General features: G+C 59.9%; 25 protein-coding genes. 15 read left to right on the forward strand and 10 right to left on the reverse strand.

Annotated elements, in window-relative coordinates:
* Positions 1-289: 289 nt before the first annotated feature.
* From ACR0DO_RS10500 to ACR0DO_RS10515, 4 genes are all read left to right on the forward strand, one after another.
* Positions 290-610, forward strand: a complete 321-nt coding sequence (locus tag ACR0DO_RS10500; protein ID WP_170672202.1) for a hypothetical protein — start codon at positions 290-292, stop codon at positions 608-610.
* 89 nt (positions 611-699) lie between these two features.
* Positions 700-879, forward strand: a complete 180-nt coding sequence (locus ACR0DO_RS10505) for a CTP synthetase (protein WP_480558526.1) — start codon at positions 700-702, stop codon at positions 877-879.
* 115 nt (positions 880-994) lie between these two features.
* Positions 995-1,480: a hypothetical protein gene (locus ACR0DO_RS10510; RefSeq protein WP_480558528.1), complete on the forward strand. Its 486-nt coding sequence runs from the start codon at positions 995-997 to the stop codon at positions 1,478-1,480.
* 169 nt (positions 1,481-1,649) lie between these two features.
* The gene (locus ACR0DO_RS10515) at positions 1,650-2,096 is read left to right on the forward strand and encodes a hypothetical protein (protein WP_480558530.1); all 447 of its coding nucleotides are present in this window, start codon (positions 1,650-1,652) and stop codon (positions 2,094-2,096) included.
* 1,088 nt (positions 2,097-3,184) lie between these two features.
* On the opposite strand, the gene ACR0DO_RS10520 is transcribed toward ACR0DO_RS10515, so the two are convergent.
* The gene (locus ACR0DO_RS10520) at positions 3,185-3,322 is read right to left on the reverse strand and encodes an entericidin A/B family lipoprotein (RefSeq protein WP_170445788.1); all 138 of its coding nucleotides are present in this window, start codon (positions 3,320-3,322) and stop codon (positions 3,185-3,187) included.
* Positions 3,323-3,455: 133 nt separating this feature from the next.
* The gene (locus ACR0DO_RS10525) at positions 3,456-3,797 is read right to left on the reverse strand and encodes a metalloregulator ArsR/SmtB family transcription factor (protein WP_170445147.1); all 342 of its coding nucleotides are present in this window, start codon (positions 3,795-3,797) and stop codon (positions 3,456-3,458) included.
* A 307-nt stretch (positions 3,798-4,104) separates the two neighbouring features.
* Here ACR0DO_RS10525 and ACR0DO_RS10530 point away from each other — a divergent pair, with 307 nt between their 5' ends.
* The 6 genes from ACR0DO_RS10530 (at position 4,105) to ACR0DO_RS10555 (ending at position 7,867) form a co-directional block, all read left to right on the forward strand.
* Positions 4,105-4,737 (forward strand): ATP-dependent Clp protease proteolytic subunit, encoded by a 633-nt coding sequence (locus tag ACR0DO_RS10530; RefSeq protein WP_170326811.1) that lies wholly within the window; start codon positions 4,105-4,107, stop codon positions 4,735-4,737.
* Positions 4,738-4,870: 133 nt separating this feature from the next.
* Positions 4,871-6,136: an ATP-dependent Clp protease ATP-binding subunit ClpX gene (gene clpX / locus ACR0DO_RS10535; RefSeq protein ID WP_058282413.1), complete on the forward strand. Its 1,266-nt coding sequence runs from the start codon at positions 4,871-4,873 to the stop codon at positions 6,134-6,136.
* Positions 6,137-6,199: 63 nt separating this feature from the next.
* Complete coding sequence (locus ACR0DO_RS10540) at positions 6,200-6,574, forward strand: Rid family hydrolase (protein ID WP_170672191.1); 375 nt, start codon at positions 6,200-6,202, stop codon at positions 6,572-6,574.
* A gap of 79 nt (positions 6,575-6,653) precedes the next feature.
* Positions 6,654-7,037 carry an NADH:ubiquinone oxidoreductase subunit NDUFA12 gene (locus tag ACR0DO_RS10545; protein WP_170445141.1) on the forward strand — a complete coding sequence of 128 codons (384 nt, stop codon included), beginning with the start codon at positions 6,654-6,656 and terminating at the stop codon, positions 7,035-7,037.
* A gap of 12 nt (positions 7,038-7,049) precedes the next feature.
* Complete coding sequence (mlaD, locus tag ACR0DO_RS10550) at positions 7,050-7,502, forward strand: outer membrane lipid asymmetry maintenance protein MlaD (protein WP_170445138.1); 453 nt, start codon at positions 7,050-7,052, stop codon at positions 7,500-7,502.
* The gene (locus ACR0DO_RS10555) at positions 7,499-7,867 is read left to right on the forward strand and encodes a DUF2155 domain-containing protein (RefSeq protein WP_480558533.1); all 369 of its coding nucleotides are present in this window, start codon (positions 7,499-7,501) and stop codon (positions 7,865-7,867) included. The genes mlaD and ACR0DO_RS10555 overlap by 4 nt, the downstream gene beginning before the upstream one ends.
* Here ACR0DO_RS10555 and aat read toward each other — a convergent pair.
* The 4 genes from aat to ACR0DO_RS10575 all read right to left on the reverse strand — a co-directional run bounded on the left by aat (position 7,822) and on the right by ACR0DO_RS10575 (position 11,051).
* Positions 7,822-8,454, reverse strand: a complete 633-nt coding sequence (gene aat / locus ACR0DO_RS10560) for a leucyl/phenylalanyl-tRNA--protein transferase (protein ID WP_480558535.1) — start codon at positions 8,452-8,454, stop codon at positions 7,822-7,824. The two genes, ACR0DO_RS10555 and aat, sit on opposite strands and share 46 nt — an antisense overlap.
* 48 nt (positions 8,455-8,502) lie before the next feature.
* Positions 8,503-9,852, reverse strand: coding sequence for an acetyl-CoA carboxylase biotin carboxylase subunit (gene accC / locus ACR0DO_RS10565; protein ID WP_170445129.1), 1,350 nt, complete (start codon positions 9,850-9,852; stop codon positions 8,503-8,505).
* A 9-nt stretch (positions 9,853-9,861) separates the two neighbouring features.
* Positions 9,862-10,362, reverse strand: coding sequence for an acetyl-CoA carboxylase biotin carboxyl carrier protein (gene accB / locus ACR0DO_RS10570; protein ID WP_480558537.1), 501 nt, complete (start codon positions 10,360-10,362; stop codon positions 9,862-9,864).
* 152 nt (positions 10,363-10,514) lie between these two features.
* Positions 10,515-11,051: a LuxR C-terminal-related transcriptional regulator gene (locus ACR0DO_RS10575; protein ID WP_480558539.1), complete on the reverse strand. Its 537-nt coding sequence runs from the start codon at positions 11,049-11,051 to the stop codon at positions 10,515-10,517.
* A gap of 205 nt (positions 11,052-11,256) precedes the next feature.
* Here ACR0DO_RS10575 and ACR0DO_RS10580 point away from each other — a divergent pair, with 205 nt between their 5' ends.
* The 5 genes from ACR0DO_RS10580 (at position 11,257) to ACR0DO_RS10600 (ending at position 17,172) form a co-directional block, all read left to right on the forward strand.
* Positions 11,257-12,552, forward strand: a complete 1,296-nt coding sequence (locus ACR0DO_RS10580; RefSeq protein ID WP_480558541.1) for a helix-turn-helix domain-containing protein — start codon at positions 11,257-11,259, stop codon at positions 12,550-12,552.
* 78 nt (positions 12,553-12,630) lie between these two features.
* Positions 12,631-13,011, forward strand: coding sequence for a response regulator (locus tag ACR0DO_RS10585; protein WP_170445119.1), 381 nt, complete (start codon positions 12,631-12,633; stop codon positions 13,009-13,011).
* Positions 13,008-13,322, forward strand: coding sequence for a hypothetical protein (locus tag ACR0DO_RS10590; RefSeq protein ID WP_170445115.1), 315 nt, complete (start codon positions 13,008-13,010; stop codon positions 13,320-13,322). The genes ACR0DO_RS10585 and ACR0DO_RS10590 overlap by 4 nt, the downstream gene beginning before the upstream one ends.
* On the forward strand, positions 13,310-15,988 hold the full coding sequence (locus ACR0DO_RS10595; RefSeq protein ID WP_480558543.1) for an ATP-binding protein: 2,679 nt from the start codon (positions 13,310-13,312) through the stop codon (positions 15,986-15,988). Before ACR0DO_RS10590 ends, ACR0DO_RS10595 begins: the two co-directional genes overlap by 13 nt.
* A 77-nt stretch (positions 15,989-16,065) precedes the next feature.
* Positions 16,066-17,172: a FliM/FliN family flagellar motor C-terminal domain-containing protein gene (locus ACR0DO_RS10600; protein ID WP_480558545.1), complete on the forward strand. Its 1,107-nt coding sequence runs from the start codon at positions 16,066-16,068 to the stop codon at positions 17,170-17,172.
* Between the two features lies 1 nt (position 17,173).
* Here ACR0DO_RS10600 and ACR0DO_RS10605 read toward each other — a convergent pair whose 3' ends face one another.
* Genes ACR0DO_RS10605 through ACR0DO_RS10620 form a run of 4 tightly spaced genes read right to left on the reverse strand, consistent with a single transcriptional unit; the run spans position 17,174 to position 19,363 of the window.
* Positions 17,174-17,605 carry a protein tyrosine phosphatase family protein gene (locus tag ACR0DO_RS10605; RefSeq protein WP_480558547.1) on the reverse strand — a complete coding sequence of 144 codons (432 nt, stop codon included), beginning with the start codon at positions 17,603-17,605 and terminating at the stop codon, positions 17,174-17,176.
* 9 nt (positions 17,606-17,614) lie between these two features.
* Entirely contained in the window at positions 17,615-18,046 is a 432-nt protein-coding gene (locus ACR0DO_RS10610; protein WP_480558549.1) for a DUF6691 family protein, read from the reverse strand.
* Positions 18,046-18,468, reverse strand: coding sequence for a YeeE/YedE family protein (locus tag ACR0DO_RS10615; RefSeq protein WP_480558551.1), 423 nt, complete (start codon positions 18,466-18,468; stop codon positions 18,046-18,048). The genes ACR0DO_RS10610 and ACR0DO_RS10615 overlap by 1 nt, the downstream gene beginning before the upstream one ends.
* Before the next feature lie 31 nt (positions 18,469-18,499).
* A complete protein-coding gene (locus ACR0DO_RS10620) occupies positions 18,500-19,363 on the reverse strand; it encodes an MBL fold metallo-hydrolase (RefSeq protein WP_480558553.1) in 864 nt (287 codons plus the stop codon).
* Positions 19,364-19,397: the final 34 nt, after the last annotated feature.

Consider the following 19,397-nt stretch of genomic DNA (forward strand, 5'->3'; position numbering starts at 1 on the left):
TTGAATAGCTTGCAAGTCGTTAGAAAACGTCAGTTACATTTGTCTCGTACCAACCCACCCACCCGGTGGCACCGCCGGACCGCGTCATGCTGAAAGCATGCCTCTGGCATGACCCGCCCCCGTCAAACCGGAGGTTTGCCTTCGGCAAAATGGGCGGCGCGTTTGCGCCTCCCCTCGGGTTGGTCGCGGCCCTCAGTTCTGCTGATTGACCCTCTGTGACCCACCTCACAGCCCCAACCCCTCCCGCCTGCTATCGTTGACCTAGCGGCAACCTCAGTGGGAGGTCCCTATGTCTACATCGCTCATCCCCCTTATCGCCTTCGGATCGGCGGGTCTCTATTCCATTGCCATGATCGCGATGAAGTTCTGGTGGAAAATCCCCGGGATCGGCCTCAGCCTGCTGATCGTTGCAACTTTGCTAGCCGCCGCATCGCTGGAACTCGCCGCCCTGCGTGAGGAGAGGTTGGGCATCATCTATACCGGCATTCTGGGGGCCGAGGTCATCCTGATCGCCATCGCGTCGTACTTCCTGTTTGGTGAGAATTTCTCTTATCGCGAAGCTATAGGGATTGGCCTTGTCCTGGTCGGAACCGCACTGGCATGGGCCTGATTGCGCTGCGATTTCTGACCCAGATCAAGGACCGCTCCCGGCCTCGGTTCTAGGCTCTGCGAAAACACACCGAAAACAACGAGGCCCCTATGTCGCCCCTGACGCTGATCCTTCACATTTTCCTTGGTTCCACCCTCGCCGGGTCCGCTGTGATTGCGGTTCTGGCCATGGGGTATTCCGCGTGGACGACCATCCTGATCGCTGCGGTTGTCGGCTTTGTCGCGGCGTTCCCGGTCTCGTTTCTGGTGGCACGCAAGCTGGAAGGCTGAGGCCCGGTTTAGACGCAAAGAACGGAATGTGTTATCCTCCGCGCGGGGGACCGCGTTCAGGCGGTTTTTTCTTTACATGCTTGCAACGCCAGACCCTCAGAAATGAGAGGTTATTATGCACAAGTTCTTAATTGCGACCGCAACCACAGCCTTGACTCTGGGCCTGTTCGCAGGCCCGGCCATGGCAGAGACTTTTGACGCCACCGGCAAGGGCATGGGGACAAATGAGAACCAGGTCTACGGCATCTCGGACGGTCACGCGGTGATCAAATCGCAAACCGATTATGACAGTTTCGAGGTCGCCGCCGGGCACCCTCTGGAAGGCGCGAGCGGGTCGTGTTTCGGCGCGGTGCTGATCAATGGGGCCGGGGTGTCGGGCACTGGGAATTGCGTGTTCGACACCGCATCGGGCGACAAGGCGGTGATGACCTGGACGGCCACTGGGCTTGGCGAGGGTGGCGCGTTGACCGGTGACTGGACGGTCTCGGGCGGCTCGGGCAATTGGGCGAGTGCAACCGGGGGCGGCAGCTTTTCGTCTCTGACCGACCCCGATACCAAGAAATTCGTCAATACGATCTCTGGTAGTATTACGGTGGAATAAGTAATTTTTCACAATGGCTTAGGACGGGGAGTATATCCCCGTCCACCGGAAACGTCTGAGGGTTCAATGAACCACAGATGAAGTTTCCCTCACGTAAGTTGCAACCGGCTTTCTCGCTTCCAATCTGTTCAGCAGGCCAAGGACGGCCACCGTTTGGAGGAGAGAGCCAATGACCAGATACATGACTGCCGGAGCAGCCGCTCTGGCCGCGACCCTCACCCTTGGAACGGCCGCTTTGGCCGACGCGCCGGATTTGCGCGGCACATGGCTGGGGTCGTACACGACCGTCTCGCCATCTCATGCCCAGCGCGGCGATGAGCCCCGGTTCAATCAGGCCGAGTGGATGCTGGATATTCAGATTCAGGAAGAAAACGTCTTTTGGGGCCCAAGCAAGTGGCGGCGCGATGGCGACACCGAATGGAATGAGAACGAGGCCACCGGCACCATCAGCCTGGACGGGTCCGGCAGTATCGGGATCGTCGAAACCTCACCACTGGTCATCGGCGCGAATGCGTTGATCGATGCCCGGTACGAAGACGGAAAGATATTTGCGGATTTCCGTAGCCTGCGTAATGGAACGACCTACAGCACCGTTCTGGAACGTCAGGTGAACTGAAGCGTCTCTGGCCCGATCGGTCTGTAGGGGGTACTGGCTGCTGTTCGGTGCAGCGTGGAATTGGTAATCCCGGTCTGGCCAGAGCGCTTCTCAGGAAACGGAACCATTGTCTCCGACGAATGGAGACGGGTCGGACGACCATTGCATCACCTGCGACAGGGTTTGGATCGGCACATGCCGGAATACGGCGTAGCCCGGCACGGGCGGTCCGGACCTCGTGAACCTTCAGCGCGGCGTCGCAGGTGGGGTGCGTCCGACCATGGTTCCGTTTCCATGTCTCTCGACCGTCAGGAGCCGGGAGACGAATCGCAAAATCAAAAATTCGGGGGCAGGGCGTTCTGATTGCGCGCATAGAAGCCTGCTTACCCCCTTCGCAGTTGCAGAAAAGCGGCCTGAACGGGCGTTTTGACGTGATTCAGAGTTTTCCTGCCTCAAACTGGCAGAGTCGCGCGACTTCCGGACTTATCCCCAAAATTCTCCCAGAGGATATCAACACGTTATCCCCGTCTAATTTTCATGCTGCAGTGCTAATTTCTTGTCGGATCCCGGCGCCGGTGCAACCATCACCCAACCACATCGGTTCTTGGGAACCTGAGTGGTACGCAAAGGCCAGGGGGTCGGCGCGGTGAGGGCGGGTTTTAGGATCTGACTTGTTACGCAGAGACTTACCGGTGGGTGGTCTTGTGATCGGGATATTGCATCCGGATCAGATGACCAGCCTCTCAGAAGGCCGACGCGTGCTGTGAGGCGCCTTTTGGCGCGGCATAGCAGCCGTGGCCCTTGTCAGGGTCAGGGCAACTGGCTCGGGACGTCCCCCGGACGTGTCGACCCGGCAAGGCGTCAGGAGTGTCTGAGAGGATACGTGCATAGACCGCGTCTGCGCACCTGACGCCTTTTCCTTTAGACGTGAAACAGGCTGCCACTTTACCCTTGTCAAAAAACTACGGGGTTCTTGTGCGTTCACAAGAACCCCGTCGTCTTGTCAGAAAGGCAATACCACGTCCATGCACCTGTACCCTACGCCAGGTCGGCTGGGTTTTCAGCAATATGCCGGGGGCACTGGTCGCGGAAAGTCGATATATGGTGTATTAAAGGTTCTGCTGAACGTCCGTGGCCGCGTTCTGAATCGCGTCACCCGCTTTCTCGATGTCTTTGCCAGCGCCTTTTGCAGTTTCGCAGGCGGTGAGGGTGAAAAGGGCAAGCCCAATCAGAATTGCACGGATCATCAGTGTCTCCATTCGTGTCAGTCCCGTGTTGCGTAACAGCTTTCCTTGAATGGAACCAGTGCTTTGAAGCCGGTTCAGGCTCTGAAGGTCGGTGGGGCAATTACGCTAACCGGCACGCGGCAGAGCTGTGCGATCAGCCATTTTCCTCGCCGCAGAACATGTCGTAAACCAGTTCGATCATGCGGCGGGGGCGGTCATCGGCCAGGCGGTAATAGATCGCCTTGCCCTCGCGGCGGGGCGTCACCAAACCTTCGAGGCGCAAACGCGACAGTTGTTGAGACACTGCCGCCTGACGAGCGGACAGCAGCTCTTCCAGCTCGGTTACGGATTTTTCGCCCGACACCAGATGGCACAGGATCATCAGGCGGCCTTCGTGGCTGATGGCTTTCAGAAAATTCGACGCACGCGTTGCGTTTTCAACCATCTTGTCGAACGACTCGGGGGACATATCTTGGGAAAGCTGTGGAAGGGCCATCGTGTTTTCCTTGTTTACGCGCAAACTTAGTGGACGCTGAGTGCGGGTTCGCTGACGCGAGGTTCTTGCGTACATATTTTGCGCATGTATTTCCATATGCATGAATCAAAATGATGTGATGTGACGTCGGAAATATGTGTTGAGCGCTGTTCGCGCTGATTTCATAAGAGCGGGTACAGCATTCAAATCACGGCCGCGAGGCACGAAGTCTCCGGTCCCCCTTGCAGCCCCCCGGTGGCAACACTAAGACTCGGGTAACGTTTCTTCGGGTAATGTCCCGATCCATAGCAAAGCAGGCAGGTTCAGAATGTTCGATCCAGTTGATACCTATATGAATACGCTCGTCCCGATGGTGGTCGAACAGACCAGCCGTGGCGAACGCGCCTATGATATTTTCTCGCGCCTTCTGAAAGAGCGGATCATCTTCATCAACGGCCCGATCCACGACGGGATGAGCCATCTGGTCGTCGCCCAGCTGCTGCATCTCGAGGCGGAAAATCCCAGCAAAGAGATCTCGATCTACATCAATTCGCCCGGCGGTGTTGTGACCAGCGGTTTGTCGATTTACGACACAATGCAGTATATCAAGCCGAAATGTTCGACATTGGTGATCGGTCAGGCGGCCTCGATGGGGTCGGTTCTGCTGGCCGGTGGCGAGAAGGGAATGCGGTTCTCGCTGCCCAACAGCCGTATCATGGTGCACCAGCCCAGCGGCGGTTACCAGGGCCAGGCCAGTGACATCATGATTCACGCCGCCGAAACGCAAAAACTGAAAGATCGCCTGTATGACATCTACGTGCGTCATACCGGCCAGACCAAAAAGGCGGTTGAAAAAGCGCTGGATCGTGACAATTTCATGAGCCCGGAAGAGGCGAAGGATTGGGGCCACATCGACGAAATCGTCGAAAACCGCGCCAAATTGGACGGCGACGAGGCCTGACGTTGAGCCCCCGCGCGCATTGCGCGGGGCGCATTTTGAGATTGTAGCTGTCTCGGTGCTGTCCTAAGCTGCACCAACAGGCGGCAAGCGCGGTTCAGGACGGGCCGCAGGGACGAAGCCCGAAAGGTAGAACATGGCGACGAATTCAGGCGGTGACGGCAAGAACACGCTCTACTGTAGCTTCTGCGGCAAGAGCCAGCATGAGGTACGCAAGCTGATTGCCGGCCCGACCGTGTTTATCTGCGATGAATGCGTCGAACTGTGCATGGACATCATCCGCGAGGAAACCAAGGCCAGCGGGCTGAAATCCTCGGACGGTGTGCCGACGCCCAAGGATATTTGCGAGGTCCTGGACGATTACGTGATCGGTCAGGCGACGGCCAAGCGGGTTCTGTCGGTCGCGGTGCACAACCACTACAAGCGTCTGAACCATGCCCAGAAAGCGGGCAGCGATATTGAGCTGGCGAAATCCAACATCCTGCTGATCGGCCCGACCGGTTGCGGCAAGACGCTGCTGGCGCAGACGCTGGCGCGGATTCTGGACGTGCCGTTCACCATGGCCGATGCAACCACGCTGACCGAGGCCGGTTATGTGGGTGAAGATGTCGAGAACATCATTCTCAAGCTGCTGCAGGCCAGCGAATACAACGTCGAACGCGCGCAGCGCGGCATCGTTTATATCGATGAGGTCGACAAGATCACGCGCAAGTCCGAAAACCCCTCGATCACGCGGGACGTGTCGGGTGAGGGCGTGCAGCAGGCGCTGTTGAAGCTGATGGAAGGTACTGTTGCCAGCGTTCCTCCGCAGGGTGGGCGCAAGCATCCGCAGCAGGAATTCCTGCAAGTCGACACCACGAACATCCTGTTCATCTGCGGTGGCGCGTTTGCCGGTTTGGACAAGATCATCGCGCAGCGCGGCAAAGGCTCGGCCATGGGCTTTGGCGCCGATGTGCGTGACAATGACGAACGCGGCGTGGGCGAGATTTTCAAGGATCTGGAGCCCGAAGATCTGCTGAAATTCGGTCTGATCCCGGAATTCGTCGGCCGTCTGCCGGTTCTGGCGACGCTGGAGGACCTGGATGAGGATGCTCTGGTCACCATCCTGACCAAGCCCAAGAACGCTCTGGTCAAGCAGTACCAGCGCCTGTTCGAACTGGAAGACGCCGAACTGGCCTTTACCGACGACGCGCTGAAGTCGATTGCCAAGAAGGCCATCGAACGGAAAACCGGCGCACGTGGTCTGCGATCGATCCTCGAAGATATTCTGCTGGACACGATGTTCGAGCTGCCCGGCATGAAGAACGTAACCGAGGTTGTGGTCAACGAAGAGGCGGTATCGTCCGACAAACAGCCGTTGATCATCTACGCGGATGCGGCGGAATCGGCCTCGGCCGGTTAAGTTCTAACGGATTTACCAATCACGGCGCGGCACTGACCGCGCCGTTTTCTTGTGGGGGGCATCATGACGATCAGACGTATTTCCTCGGGCGGAGAATACGAGGCCAAAGTCGGATATTGCCGCGCCGTGGTTGCGAATGGATTTGTCTTTGTTGCCGGAACCTGCGCGCAGGGCGACAACATTCCCAAAGATACTGTCGGTCAGTGCAAATCCGCTCTTGATGCCATTGAAAAAGCGCTGGCTGAGGCTGGGACGGATTTCGCGCATGTGGTCCGTGTGAACTATTACCTGCCCGACATGAGCGAATTTGAACTATGTTGGCCTCTGTTGGTCGAAGCATTCGGTGCCAATCCTCCGGCGGCGACAGTGACCGAATGCAATCTGATAACCCCTGAAGACCGCATCGAAATCGAAGTGACCGCAGTTTTGCCGGAATAGCAGGTGCGGCCCTAGTGGCTCTGGACCTTGGCGAGCCTTTGGTCCATATCTGCGGGAACAGAAATGTCGGAGGCAGCCGATGGGTATCCTGAACAGTCTATTGCGGGCCGTAACCTGGTGGAACGGAGCCACCTTGAACACGCAGATCTATACTGCGCGGAAAGGTGAGAAAGTCGGCGAAGACAACGAAGGCAATGTCTTCTACCGCAATGCCGACGACAGCAAACGCTGGGTGATTTTCAACGGTGAGGCCGAGGCCAGCCGGATCGACCCCGACTGGCACGGCTGGCTGCACCGCACCTGGGATGAGCCGCCGACCGATAAGCCGTTGCAGCATAAGTCCTGGGAAAAACCGCATCAGGAAAACCTGACGGGGACGGCTCTGGCCTATACCCCTGCAGGGTCTCTGCGCCGCGTCGACCCCGTCGAGCGCACGGATTACGAGGCCTGGAGCCCGGAATAAACGAGGCGAGCGATGTCGACCTATAACGTTACCGAAGTTCTTGTCGGTGGGGCCGTTCTGGCCTGCGCCGTTGCTTTTGGCGTTTATGCCAGCCAGTCCACCGGCCTGTCGCAGGGCGGTGCTGGATATCAGCTTGAGGCTTCTTTCCGCTCGCTCGAAGGTGTGGGCGTTGGCACGGATGTGCGTCTGGCCGGGGTCAAGATCGGCACTGTGACGGGCGTGACCCTGAACCCGGATACCTATCGCGCGGACACCACATTTTCGATTGCGGACGGCATTCTGGTGCCGGATGACAGCGCCATCGTGATTTCCTCCGAAGGATTGCTGGGTGGCAATTTCGTTGAGGTGATGCCGGGTGGCTCGCCCTTCTTTTTTGAGCCCGGCGATCAGGTCGAAGACACGCAGGGCGCGGTCAGCCTGATCTCGCTGCTGGTCAAATTCGTGGCCGGAGACGGCGGCGAATGAGGCGTTTTGCCCTGATCGCAGCGCTATTGGCCGCCTCGGGTGCAATGGCACAGCAAAAGGCGCAGTCAGGCCCCGGGGCGATCCTGCGGGGGCTCGACAAGGTCAGCGGTCAGACCGTCGACGTGGAAATGCAAAACGGTGAGACCGCAGCGGTTTTTGGTCTGGACGTTGCACTTGGGGATTGCCGCTATCCGGCCGAGAACCCGACCGGTGATGCCTTTGCCTATTTGACGATCTGGGAAAAAGGCAAGTCGGATGAATTGTTTGACGGCTGGATGATTGCCACCTCACCGGCGCTGAACGCGCTGGATCATGCGCGTTACGACGTCTGGGTGATCCGCTGTATGACTGCTTCGGGCGACTGAGCCAGCGGCGCGGTGAAATCCGCGCTGGCGTTGATCGCCTCTTCCAGCTCTTGCCGGTATTGCGTTCGGGGAATTTCGATCGCGCCCAGTGAGGCCAGATGCGCGGTCAGAAACTGCGTGTCGAACAGTTGAAACCCGGTCTGCCGCAGGCGGTCCACCAGATAGGCCAGAGCGATTTTCGACGCGTCCGTCCGGCGCGAGAACATGCTTTCTCCGAAAAACGCCGCCCCCAATGCGACACCGTAGACGCCCCCGACCAGATGGTCCGCCTCCCATATCTCCAATGAATGCGCGTGGCCTAAGCGGTGGATCTGCTGGTAGAGATCCCGCAACTCGGCGTTGATCCATGTGTCCGCGCGATCTGCGCAGCCGTCGACGACACCGGCGAAATCCTGATTGATCGTTACCGTGAAGCCGCATTTGCGGATGCGCCGTGCAAGGCTACGCGAGACGTGAAAGCCATCCAGGGGAAAAACGCCGCGAAATTTGGGATCAACCCAGAACAGTTCGGGTGCGTCACGGTGTTCAGCCATCGGAAAAATGCCGATGGAATAGCTGTGGAGTAGGAGTTCCGGGGAAAGGCTCATTGGAAATGCCCGAAGGCCGAAGGGCTGGTGCCCTTCGACCCTGTTGTTTTAATCGGCCATATGCTCCGCAAGCCAACGCTCCAGCCAGTGGATGTTGTAGTTGCCGCTGTGAATGTCAGGCTCCTGCAACAAGGCGTGGAACAGTGGTACGGTGGTATCGATGCCATCCACGATCAGTTCACCCAAGGCCCGTTCCAGACGCGCCAGCGCCTCGGCCCGGTCGCGGCCCTGCACGATCAGCTTGGCGATCAGCGAGTCGTAATAGGGCGGGATCGAGTACCCGTCATACAGCGCAGAATCCATCCGCACGCCCAGACCACCCGGCGCATGATAGGCCGAGATTTTGCCCGGGCAGGGCGAGAAGTTGGGCAGCTTTTCGGCGTTGATCCGAACCTCGATGGCGTGGCCGTTGATTTCCAGATCGTCCTGACCGAACGACATGTCCTCGCCGGCGGCGACAAGGATTTGTTCGCGCACCAGATCGACGCCAAAGATGCCCTCGGTCACCGGGTGTTCCACCTGCAGGCGGGTGTTCATTTCGATGAAATAGAACTCGCCATTCTCATACAGGAATTCGATGGTGCCTGCGCCGATATAGTTGATCTTGGCCACGGCGTCGGCGCAGATCTTACCGATCTTGGCGCGTTCTTCCGGGCTGATCGCGGGGCCGGGAGCCTCTTCGAAGACCTTCTGGTGACGGCGCTGCAGGGAACAGTCGCGCTCGCCCAGATGGACTGCCTTGCCCTTGCCATCGCCAAAGACCTGAATCTCGATATGGCGCGGCGTGGTCAGGTATTTCTCGATATAGACCTCGTCATTGCCAAAGGCGGCTTTGCCCTCGGCGCGCGCGGTCATGAAGGCGCTTTCCATCTCGGCGGCGCTGTTGGCGACTTTCATGCCGCGACCGCCGCCGCCGGCGGTGGCCTTAATGATGACGGGATAGCCGAATTCCTCACCAATACGCTTGGCATCGGCCAGCGTGGGGACGCCGCCGTCGGAACCGGGTACACAGGGAACACCCAGCGCTTTCATCGTATCCTTGGCGGTGATCTTGTCGCCCATCACGCGGATATGCTCGGCGGTGGGGCCGATGAAGGTGATGCCGTGGTCTTCGACGATTTGCACGAACTCGGCATTCTCGGACAGGAAGCCATAGCCGGGATGGATCGCCTGTGCGCCGGTGATCTCACAGGCCGAAATGATGGCAGGCACCGAGAGATAGCTTTGCGGACTGGGCGGAGGGCCGATGCACACCGATTCGTCCGCCATGCGCACATGCATCGCGTCGCTGTCGGCGGTCGAATGCACGGCGACCGTCTTAATCCCCATCTCGCGCGCGGCGCGGATCACACGCAGGGCGATCTCGCCTCGGTTGGCAATCAGGATTTTGTCGAACATGGGCCCGCCTTACTCAACGATGACCAGAGGGGTGCCGAATTCCACCGCGTCGCCGTCGCCCACAAGGATACGCTTGATGGTACCCGACTTGGGCGCGTGGATGTGGTTCATGGTTTTCATCGCTTCGACGATCAGCAGCGTGTCGCCTTCGGACACCGATGCACCAACCGAGATGAATGCGGGCGCGCCTGGCTCGGCCTGCATGTAAACGGTGCCGACCATGGGCGAGGTCACGGCGCCGGGATGGCTGGCCGGATCTTCCTGTGCGGCGGGCGCCTCGGCTGCGGCAGGGGCCGGAGCGGCCGCCGGCGCTGCTGCAGGCGCTGCGGTCGGAACCGCGACCTGAACCGGAGCGGCAGCGACCTGGGTCATGCGGCTGACGCGCACGTTCAGGCTGTCTTCCTCGCCATATTCGCGTTTGACCTGCAGCTCGGTCAGGTCGTTTTCGCGCAGCAATTCTGCCAGTGCCTTGATGAATGCCACATCCGCTTCGTGTTTGGTGTCTGTCATGAGTGTCCTCGACGGTTCCCCTTTGGCCCGTCTGTTCCATGCGGGCTTTGGTCTGATTACGCAGCGTTATAAGCCATGCGCCCGGTCATGAAAAGCGCAGTCTGAGCGTGTGATGTAAGGGTTTTAAAGAAGATTTCAGGGGGCGAAAGGGCCTAAAGCGGCATTCCCGAAAGTTTCGCCACCAGTTCGGGCAGTTTGCGGGCTCCGAATTTCTCCAAAAGGCGGGCGCGGTAGGCCTCGATCGTGCGATAGCTGAGGTCCAGTTCCGCGCCGATTTCCTTGGCGGACAGGCCGCGGCAGGACAGGATCGCCACCTCACGTTCACGTGCTGTCAACTCGACCAGGGGGCGTTCTTCCGAAATGTCGGAAAAGCTCCAGATACCGTGGCGGAACGGGTCATCCGGGGTGAGTGAGCGCCCACGTGCGCGGCACCAGAACAGATCGCTGTTGCGCCGCCGCATGACGCGTTCATCGGTGTAATACCCGGTGTCGCGCATCACCTGCAGGCTGCGCGCACCGATACGTTCCCAATCGGCCACAGAGGGATACAGGTGCAACAGTGGCATATTGCGGTAATCCACGGCCTCACCGCCAAAGGTGCGGGCAAACTGCAAATTGCAGCGCCGGATGATCCGGTTCTCCAATTCGACAAGCCCGATTGGTGCATATTCAAAGGCGGGGTCGCTCATGCGGCTATCGTGCAGGGATTTCAGGGGAAATAGAAGGGGGCCTGCGCAGATTCTGCGCCGTCCTTGCCCACGTCGGGCGGGCGTGTTTTGTCAAGCTTGTAAATGGTCTATGAAAACTCTGCCTTAACCGATAGAAATACATCAAGAGTTCTGAAAATCAGTCAGAGTGAAATTTGGTTGGTTTCGCTTTGGGAAGGGTGGGAACATGCGCGATACGCTGACGGGCAGCCGTATCCGGGAAAGGCGTCAGATCGCGGGTCTGCGGCAGGCGGAACTTGCGCGTCAGGTCGGGATTTCAGCATCTTATCTAAATCTTATCGAGCATAACCGCCGCCGGATTGGTGGCAAGCTGCTGGTTGATATCGCCGGGGCGCTGGCGGTAGAGCCGTCGGTGCTGACGCAGGGGATTGAGGCCACGCTGATCGCGGCGCTGCGCGAGGCTGCCGCCGATGCCGTTGGCCAGCAGGCAGAACTGGACGGGCTCGAAGAGTTCGCCGGGCGGTTTCCCGGATGGGCAGGTGTGCTGGCGCAGATGCACCGCCGGGTCGTGTCGCTGGAGCGGACCGTTGAAACCCTGTCGGACCGTCTGACCCACGACCCGCATCTGGCGGCCTCAATGCACGAGGTTCTGTCGACAGCGGCTGCGATTCGGTCAACCGCCGCGATTCTGGCGGACACGCAGGACATTGAACCCGAATGGCAGGACCGCTTTCACAGCAACCTGCACCAGGATGCCGAGCGTTTGGCCGAAAGCTCCAAATCGCTGGTCGCTTATCTGGATGAAAGCGATTCTGACGGCGATCATCGCGGCGTGCCGATGGAAGATGTCGAAGCGTTTTTCGAAGCCCGTGGGCACCATTTCCCAGAGGTCGAAGAGGGTGGGCGCGACGCGGACATCGACCTGAGTGCTCTGGAATCGACGGCTGCAAAAACCGTGGCCATGGATTTCCTTAAAGTCTATGCCGCGGATGCCCGCGCCATGCCGCTGGACCAGTTGCAGGCCGCCTTGGACCAAGCCCCGCTGGACCCGTTGCAACTGGCGGCGCGGTTTTCGGTGAATGTCGCGACGGTGCTGAGGAGGCTGGCGGCTTTGCCGGGCGGGTATCTGGGGCGACCGACCGGGCTGGTGGTGTGCGATGCCTCTGGCAGTATCCTTTTCAGCAAATCTGTGCCCGGTTTTGCCATGCCGCGCTTTGGTGAGGCCTGCCCTCTGTGGCCGCTGTTTCAGGCGCTGAACCGGCCGTTGGTGCCGATCCGCAAACGTATCGTACAGCTTGGGCGGACGGCGGCGGTATTCGATTGTTATGCCTATGCGTGGCCACAGCACATATCCGGTTTTGATGACGGGCCGGTCTATCGCTCGGTGATGCTGGTGCGGTCGGTCGAGGACGTTGCGCAGGGTGAACAAGCAGTTGCTCGGGTTGGTCCCAGCTGCCGGGTCTGCCCCAGCAGCGATTGTGTGTCGCGCCGTGAACCGTCAATCCTGAGCGAACGTTTTTGACAGTTTCCTGACAGAACGCGTAAGCTGGCTGAGATGGGTCGAAAAGTTTATGTCCCGTCACGGGGAGGACAGATAATCATGAGCCGCAAGGTTCTGCTAATTGAGGATGAGCCGAACATCGCCGAGGCCATTCGGTTTCTGCTGACACGTGAGGGTTGGCTGGTCGAGACGCACGCCGAAGGCAGCGACGCATTGCAGGTCATCCAGGGCGCAAGCCCGGATCTTGTGATCCTGGACGTGATGCTGCCGGGCAAAAGCGGGATGGAGATTTTACGAGACCTGCGCGAAGTGGACGGTATGCAGAGCCTGCCGGTTCTGATGCTGACCGCGCGGGGGCAGTCTCGGGATCGGGAAATGGCCGAAAACGCGGGTGTCAGTCGTTTCATGACCAAACCTTTTTCCAATACCGAGATGCTGACTGCAGTACGGGACCTGTATGCGCAGGCGACCCAGTCATGAGTTCGGACGAAGACCGTCAGCCTTCGGGCATCCGGCCTTCGCTGTTTCTCGAACGGCAGAGCTATCGTCGGCGCAGGTTGTCGGATGCCGCACGGCTGTTGCCGTTTCTGGGGGCGGCCCTGGTGGCCATCCCATTGTTATGGCCCGATGGCCAGAACACGCAGGAGGGTGTATCTCTGTCCTCGGCGATCTTTTACATCTTCACCTGCTGGGGCGCCATGATCGTGGCCAGCCTGGTGTTTGGATTTGCCGCCAGGCGCATGGGAACCCATGACGAATCCGAACCCGAGACGGACCGATGGCAACGCTGAACGTTCTGATCCTGGTATGTCTGGGCTATGTGGTGCTGCTGTTCGGTGTCGCCTTTGCCGCCGACAGACTGGCTGCCGCCGGGCGGGGGGCGTGGTTGCGGTCGCCGCTGATCTATACGCTGTCGCTGTCAATCTACTGCACAGCCTGGACGTTTTACGGGGCCGTCGGCAATGCCGCGCGGTCGGGGCTGGAGTTCGTCACGATCTATCTGGGCCCGACGCTGGTCATGATCAGCTGGTGGTGGGGCCTGCGCAAGCTGGTGCGGGTCGGGCGTAGCCAGCGGGTGACCTCGATCGCCGACCTGATCTCCTCGCGCTACGGCAAGTCCAACACGCTGGCGATCTGTGTGACCATTCTGGCGGTGCTGGGTGGTACCCCTTATATCGCGCTGCAACTGCAATCCATCACCCTTTCGTTTTCGATCTTTGCCGAGGCTGACCCCACGGGTCTTTATCGCGAAGGTTCCAGCGTGTTCTGGGTGGCCGCCGGTCTGGCGGTCTTTGCCATCCTTTTCGGCACCCGCAATCTGGACGTCAACGAACGCCACCACGGTGTTGTGACCGCCATTGCGCTGGAATCGGTGGTGAAGCTGTTCGCCTTGCTGGCCGTGGGCGCGTTTGTGGTTTGGGGCATCGCAGGGGGTGTCGGTCCCATGATGGACCAGATCGACGCGTCCGAGATCGGCCAATGGAACGTGGATGCCGGGCGCTGGACCACTTTCATCTTTTTGTCTGCGGCAGCCTTCATATGCCTGCCGCGCATGTTTCAGGTCATGGTCGTTGAAAACGCCGATGAAGGTCACCTGAGAACCGCAGCATGGGCTTTCCCACTGTACCTGCTGCTGATGAGCCTTTTCGTTGTGCCAATTGCCGTTGTCGGTCTGGACCTGTTGCCCGAAGGCTCGAACCCCGACCTGTTCGTTTTGACCGTGCCGCTGTCGCAAGGCAATGACTGGCTGGCGATGCTGTCCTTTATCGGCGGGTTTTCTTCGGCCACGTCCATGGTCATCGTGACGGCCATGGCGCTGTCGACGATGGTGTCGAACCACGTGGTCATGCCGATCTGGCTGAGCACGCAGGAAGGGTCCGGTTCCGTATCCGGCGATGTCAGGAACGTCGTGCTGTTGGCAAGGCGGGTGTCGATCGCGGTGATCATGGCGCTGGGTTACTATTATTATCGCCTATCCGGCGGCGGTGCGGCTCTGGCCTCGATCGGGTTGATTGCCTTTGCCGGGGTTTCCCAGATTCTGCCCGCTCTGGTCGGTGGCCTGTTCTGGCGTGGGGCGACGCGGATCGGCGCCTTGGTGGGGTTGACGGTAGGGTTTCTGCTGTGGGTCTACACCTTGTTGCTGCCGGGGATGGACGGCGTGTTGATGCCCGAGACGGTGCTGCAAAACGGTCCGTTCGGCTTGGGTTGGCTGCGCCCGCAGGCCCTGTTCGGGATCGAGGGCATGGACCCGATGGTGCACACGGTAATGTGGTCCCTGTCCCTGAACACTATCGCATTCTGCGTTGCGTCGCTGCTGAGCTTTCCCAGCCCGCTGGAGCGCCTGCAGGGCGCGCAATTCGTCAATGTCTTCGATCACTCTGTCGCGCCCCGCGGTTGGTCCGGCTCGGTTGCACAGAGCGAAGACCTGATGATCATGACCCAGCGAATACTGGGGGCAGGCCCCGCACAGGAGTTCTTTCAGGCCGAGGTGGACTTGCAGGGCGGACGCTCCGGTCTTCCGGAACCCACCCCCGCCTTTCTGGAACGGCTGGAGCGCGAGCTGAGCGGTTCAGTGGGCGCTGCCACAGCCCACGCGATGATTGGCCAGATCGTCGGCGGCTCGTCCGTGTCGGTCGAGGACCTGCTGGCCGTGGCCGACGAATCGGCACAGTTGCTGGAGTATTCCAGCCAGCTAGAGGTGAAATCCGCCGAACTGACCCGAACCGCACGGCAATTGCGCGAGGCGAATACCAAGCTGACGCAAATCTCGGAGCAGAAGGACAGCTTCCTCAGCCAGGTCAGTCACGAGTTGCGCACACCCATGACCTCGATCCGCGCGTTTTCCGAGATCATGCGCGATACCGAGGGGCTGAGTGGGGAAGAACAGACGCGCTATGCCGCGATCATTCACGACGAAGCCCTGCGCCTGACCCGGTTGCTGGACGATCTTCTTGATCTGAGCGTTTTGGAAAGCGGACGGGTTCATTTGAATGTTGGAGATGATACGCTTCGCTCGGTACTGGATCGGGCTGTGCCCAGCGCTCTGGCCGGATCAAGTCGGGTTCTCACAGTCCGGCGGTCGAAGACCGCAGAGCGCATTCCGCTACACACCGATCTGGATCGGTTGGGGCAGGTCTTTATCAACCTGATTTCCAATGCGCAGAAATACTGCGACGCCGACGAGCCGGTGCTGACGATCTCGGCCCATGATGTCGGCGGGCAGGTGGTGATTGATTTTGCCGACAATGGCAGCGGTATCCCGCCCGAGGCCCGCTCGATGGTGTTCGAGAAATTTGCCCGCGTGGGCGTCGACAAGGCCGGTGGGGCCGGGCTGGGCCTGGCAATCTGCCGCGAGATCATGCAGCGGCTGGGGGGCGAGATCACCTATCTGCCGGGGCAGGGCGGGGCGGCGTTTCGTGTCAGGTTGCCAATGGCGTATCAACAGGCGGCGCAGTGACACGGGTGTAAAGACATTCGTAACCTAAACCGGGTTAGACCGGATGTCGGATACAGCAATCAACAGCGGTTTCGGGCATGACGCAAACGGTCAGCGCAGCTTTGACGCGCAAGCTTTCAGTGGGACAGGAAGAGCAGGGCGACAAGCCGCGTTCGGTTCTGCGCGCGCTGCGGTTGGCCTTTGCCCGCGCTGCCGGGGATCGATTGCAACTGCCCATGGTTGTCATTGGCGCCAGGCAATCCTACCGAACTCCGGACCTGTTGGCGGATCAGGTCGGGGAAGACTGGCTGCTGTTGCAGTTTGTGGATGGCGACGGGATGTCGGCGGCCATCTGCATGGATCTGGGGGCGGTTTCCGCCATTGTTCAAGTGCAAACCATTGGCGAGGTGATGGCGGACGAGCCCACCCCCCGCACGTTTACGCATACGGACGGAGCAATGGTGGCACCACTGGTCGAAGACGCCTTGGCGCGTGCGGTCGATCTGGTAGAGGCCCCGGTGGATCAATCCAGCTTGTCCGGGTTAGAGTTTTCCACCCGTCTTGCAGATCTGCGTACATTGTCGCTGGCCATGGTCGAAGACGCGTATCGGGTGTTTGATCTGACCGTGGAACTGGGCGGCGGTTTGCGGCAAGGGCAGATTTCCGTGTTTCTGCCAGACCGGACCGCAGAAGATGCCGACGAGAACACGCAAGAGGACACAGGTCCAAATCTGGAACAGGCATCGGGGGTATTGCGGGCCGAGCTGAATACGGTGATCTGCCGCATGTCGCTGCCTCTGGCGTCACTTTCTCATCTCATGGCGGGGGACGTCCTGCCCCTGACGGGGGCAAGGCTGGACCGGGCAGAGGTCCTGACGATTGACCGCAATCGCGCCGCGATTGGCCGGTTGGGACAATGTGGCGGAATGCGCGCGGTACGTCTGAACGAATACGCGCCGCTGACGGCGTTGACCCAATCCGAAGCTGAGGAATTTCTTGAGGCTCGCTCGACCCCAACCCCGCAACCTGACCCGGACATGCCCCCGCCAACGGAGCCAGCGCGGATGCCGGTCGCATTCGATCCGGGCGCAACAAGCGACATAGAGTCCAACCTGAATTTCGCCGATTCAGATCAGATGGTGGCCGAGATTTCGCAACTGGCCGGTCTGAAACTATCAGACACGGATCCGGATGCGCTGAGTTAAATCAGTCTGCACCGCCGCGGATCTGGTCCAGGGTCGGGCGCAGGTTTTCCAGCGCGTAACCCGCTTTGGTGGTGGCATCCAGAATGTCATCCGTGCTCATCCGGTCGCACTGACCCAGCGCCCAAACCACGGAACAGCGCGTGCCCGAGGCGCAATAGGCCAGAACCGGTCCGCCGCAGCTTTCGGCCAACTGGCGTTGCAGGGCCACATTCTCGGGCGTCATGGTCTGATGGGTCAGCTCCAGAACTTCGTATTCCAGCCCCGCCGCGCGCACTGCTTCACCGATCGCGTCTGACTGCATGTTGGCCGGAACCTCGACATTGGGCCGATTGCAGATCACTTTGACAAAGCCGGCCTCGGCAATTGCTGGAACGTCCTCGACCGTGATTTGCGGCGAGACGGCGTAGCGGGGGGTAATCGGGCGAATCTCCATGCCAATTGATTAGGCCGCGTTTGCGACTCTGTCCAGTTGGGCGCTCAACGTCGGCGCCGCGAACATGCCCGCGATCATGGCTAGCACAAAGACAACCCCGCCGATCCCGCCATAACTGAGCGAGGCGAGGGCAGGCCCGGGACACAACCCAGCCAGCGCCCAGCCCATTCCGAAAAGTACCGAACCCAGGATCAGGCGGCGGTCCAGTTCGGGTGCGGCGGGTTTAGGAAACTGTCCGCCGGTCAGGGGGCGTCGATGGGCCGTCAAGCGCCAGGCGATCAGCATTGGCAGGATCGCTCCACCCATCACAAAGGCAAGTGTCGGGTCCCATTGCCCGAAGAAATCCAGCCAACCCTGTACCTTGGCGGTGTTGGTCATACCGGACAGCAGCAGGCCCGCGCCGAACAGGGACCCTGCGAGAAGGGAAACGAGCGCACGCATCAGATCACCCCCCAAACATGGCGGAACAAGGTAATCGTCACAACGCCGGCCCCGATATAGATCAGTGTGGCAACAATACCGCGCAGCGAGAACCGCGAAATCCCGCAGACACCGTGGCCGGAGGTACACCCGTTGGCGATGCGTGTGCCGGCGCCCACAAGCAGACCGGCGATGATCACTACGGTGAAATTGCTGGTCAAATTTGTTTCGGGTGCCGGAGAGAGCAGGGGCCGCAGCAACAGGGGCGTCCCAATCACGCCCGCCAGAAAGCTCAGCCGTTCCAGCGAACGGTCGCTTTGGTCGACCAACCCGCCCAGAATGCCGCTGGCCCCCATGATGCGACCGTTGCCCAACAGGTAAATGGCGGCGCCAAGGCCAATCAGAATGCCTCCGCCAAGGCCCCAAATCCAGTCTGTATGCATTTTGTGTCCTTTACCGTTCGCGGCCAGAGGTTCAGAGCTTGTTCAGGGGAAGCTTCAAAAACACGTCACCATGTTCATCCGCCGGAGGCATCTGCCCCGCACGCATGTTGATCTGCAGGGACGGCAGGATCAGACGCGGCATGGACAGCGTTGCATCCCGGGTGTCGCGCATCTCGACAAATTCCTCGATTGAGCGGCCCTGACCGATATGAACATTCAGCGCCTTCTGCTCGCCAACCGTCGTTTCCCAGGCATATTCATCGCGCCCCGGTGCCTTGTAATCATGGCCAACAAAAACCCGTGTCTCATCCGGCAGCGACAGGATTTTCTGGATCGAGTCATACAACATGGCAGAGGACCCGCCCGGAAAGTCGCAGCGCGCCGTGCCGAAATCCGGCATGAAGAGCGTGTCCCCGACAAAAGCCGCGTCGCCGATCACATAGGTCAGGCAGGCGGGCGTATGACCGGGCGTGTGCAACACGTCACCGCGCATCTGGCCGACGTGGAAACTGTCGCCTTCGCGGAAGAGGGCGTCGAACTGGCTGCCGTCGCGCTGAAACTCGGTGCCTTCGTTGAAGATTTTTCCGAAGGTTTCCTGAATGGTGACGATCTGATCACCGATACCGATCTTGCCGCCCAATTCCTGCTGCAGGTAGGGCGCCGCTGACAGGTGATCCGCGTGGACGTGGCTTTCCAGAATCCAGTCGACCCGCAGATCATTCTTACGCACATGGTCGATGATCTGATCCGCCGAGCGCGTGTTGGTGCGACCCGAGGCGTGGTCGAAATCCAGAACACTGTCGATGATCGCACAGGCAAGGCCTGCGGGCTCTTGTACCAGATAGGAAACCGTAAAGGTCTCGGGGTCGAAAAACGCTTTTACTATGGGTGTCATGTTGCTCTCCGCCAGTGCCGCCATTTCATATATT

The organism is Ruegeria sp. AM9 (genome assembly GCF_056540565.1).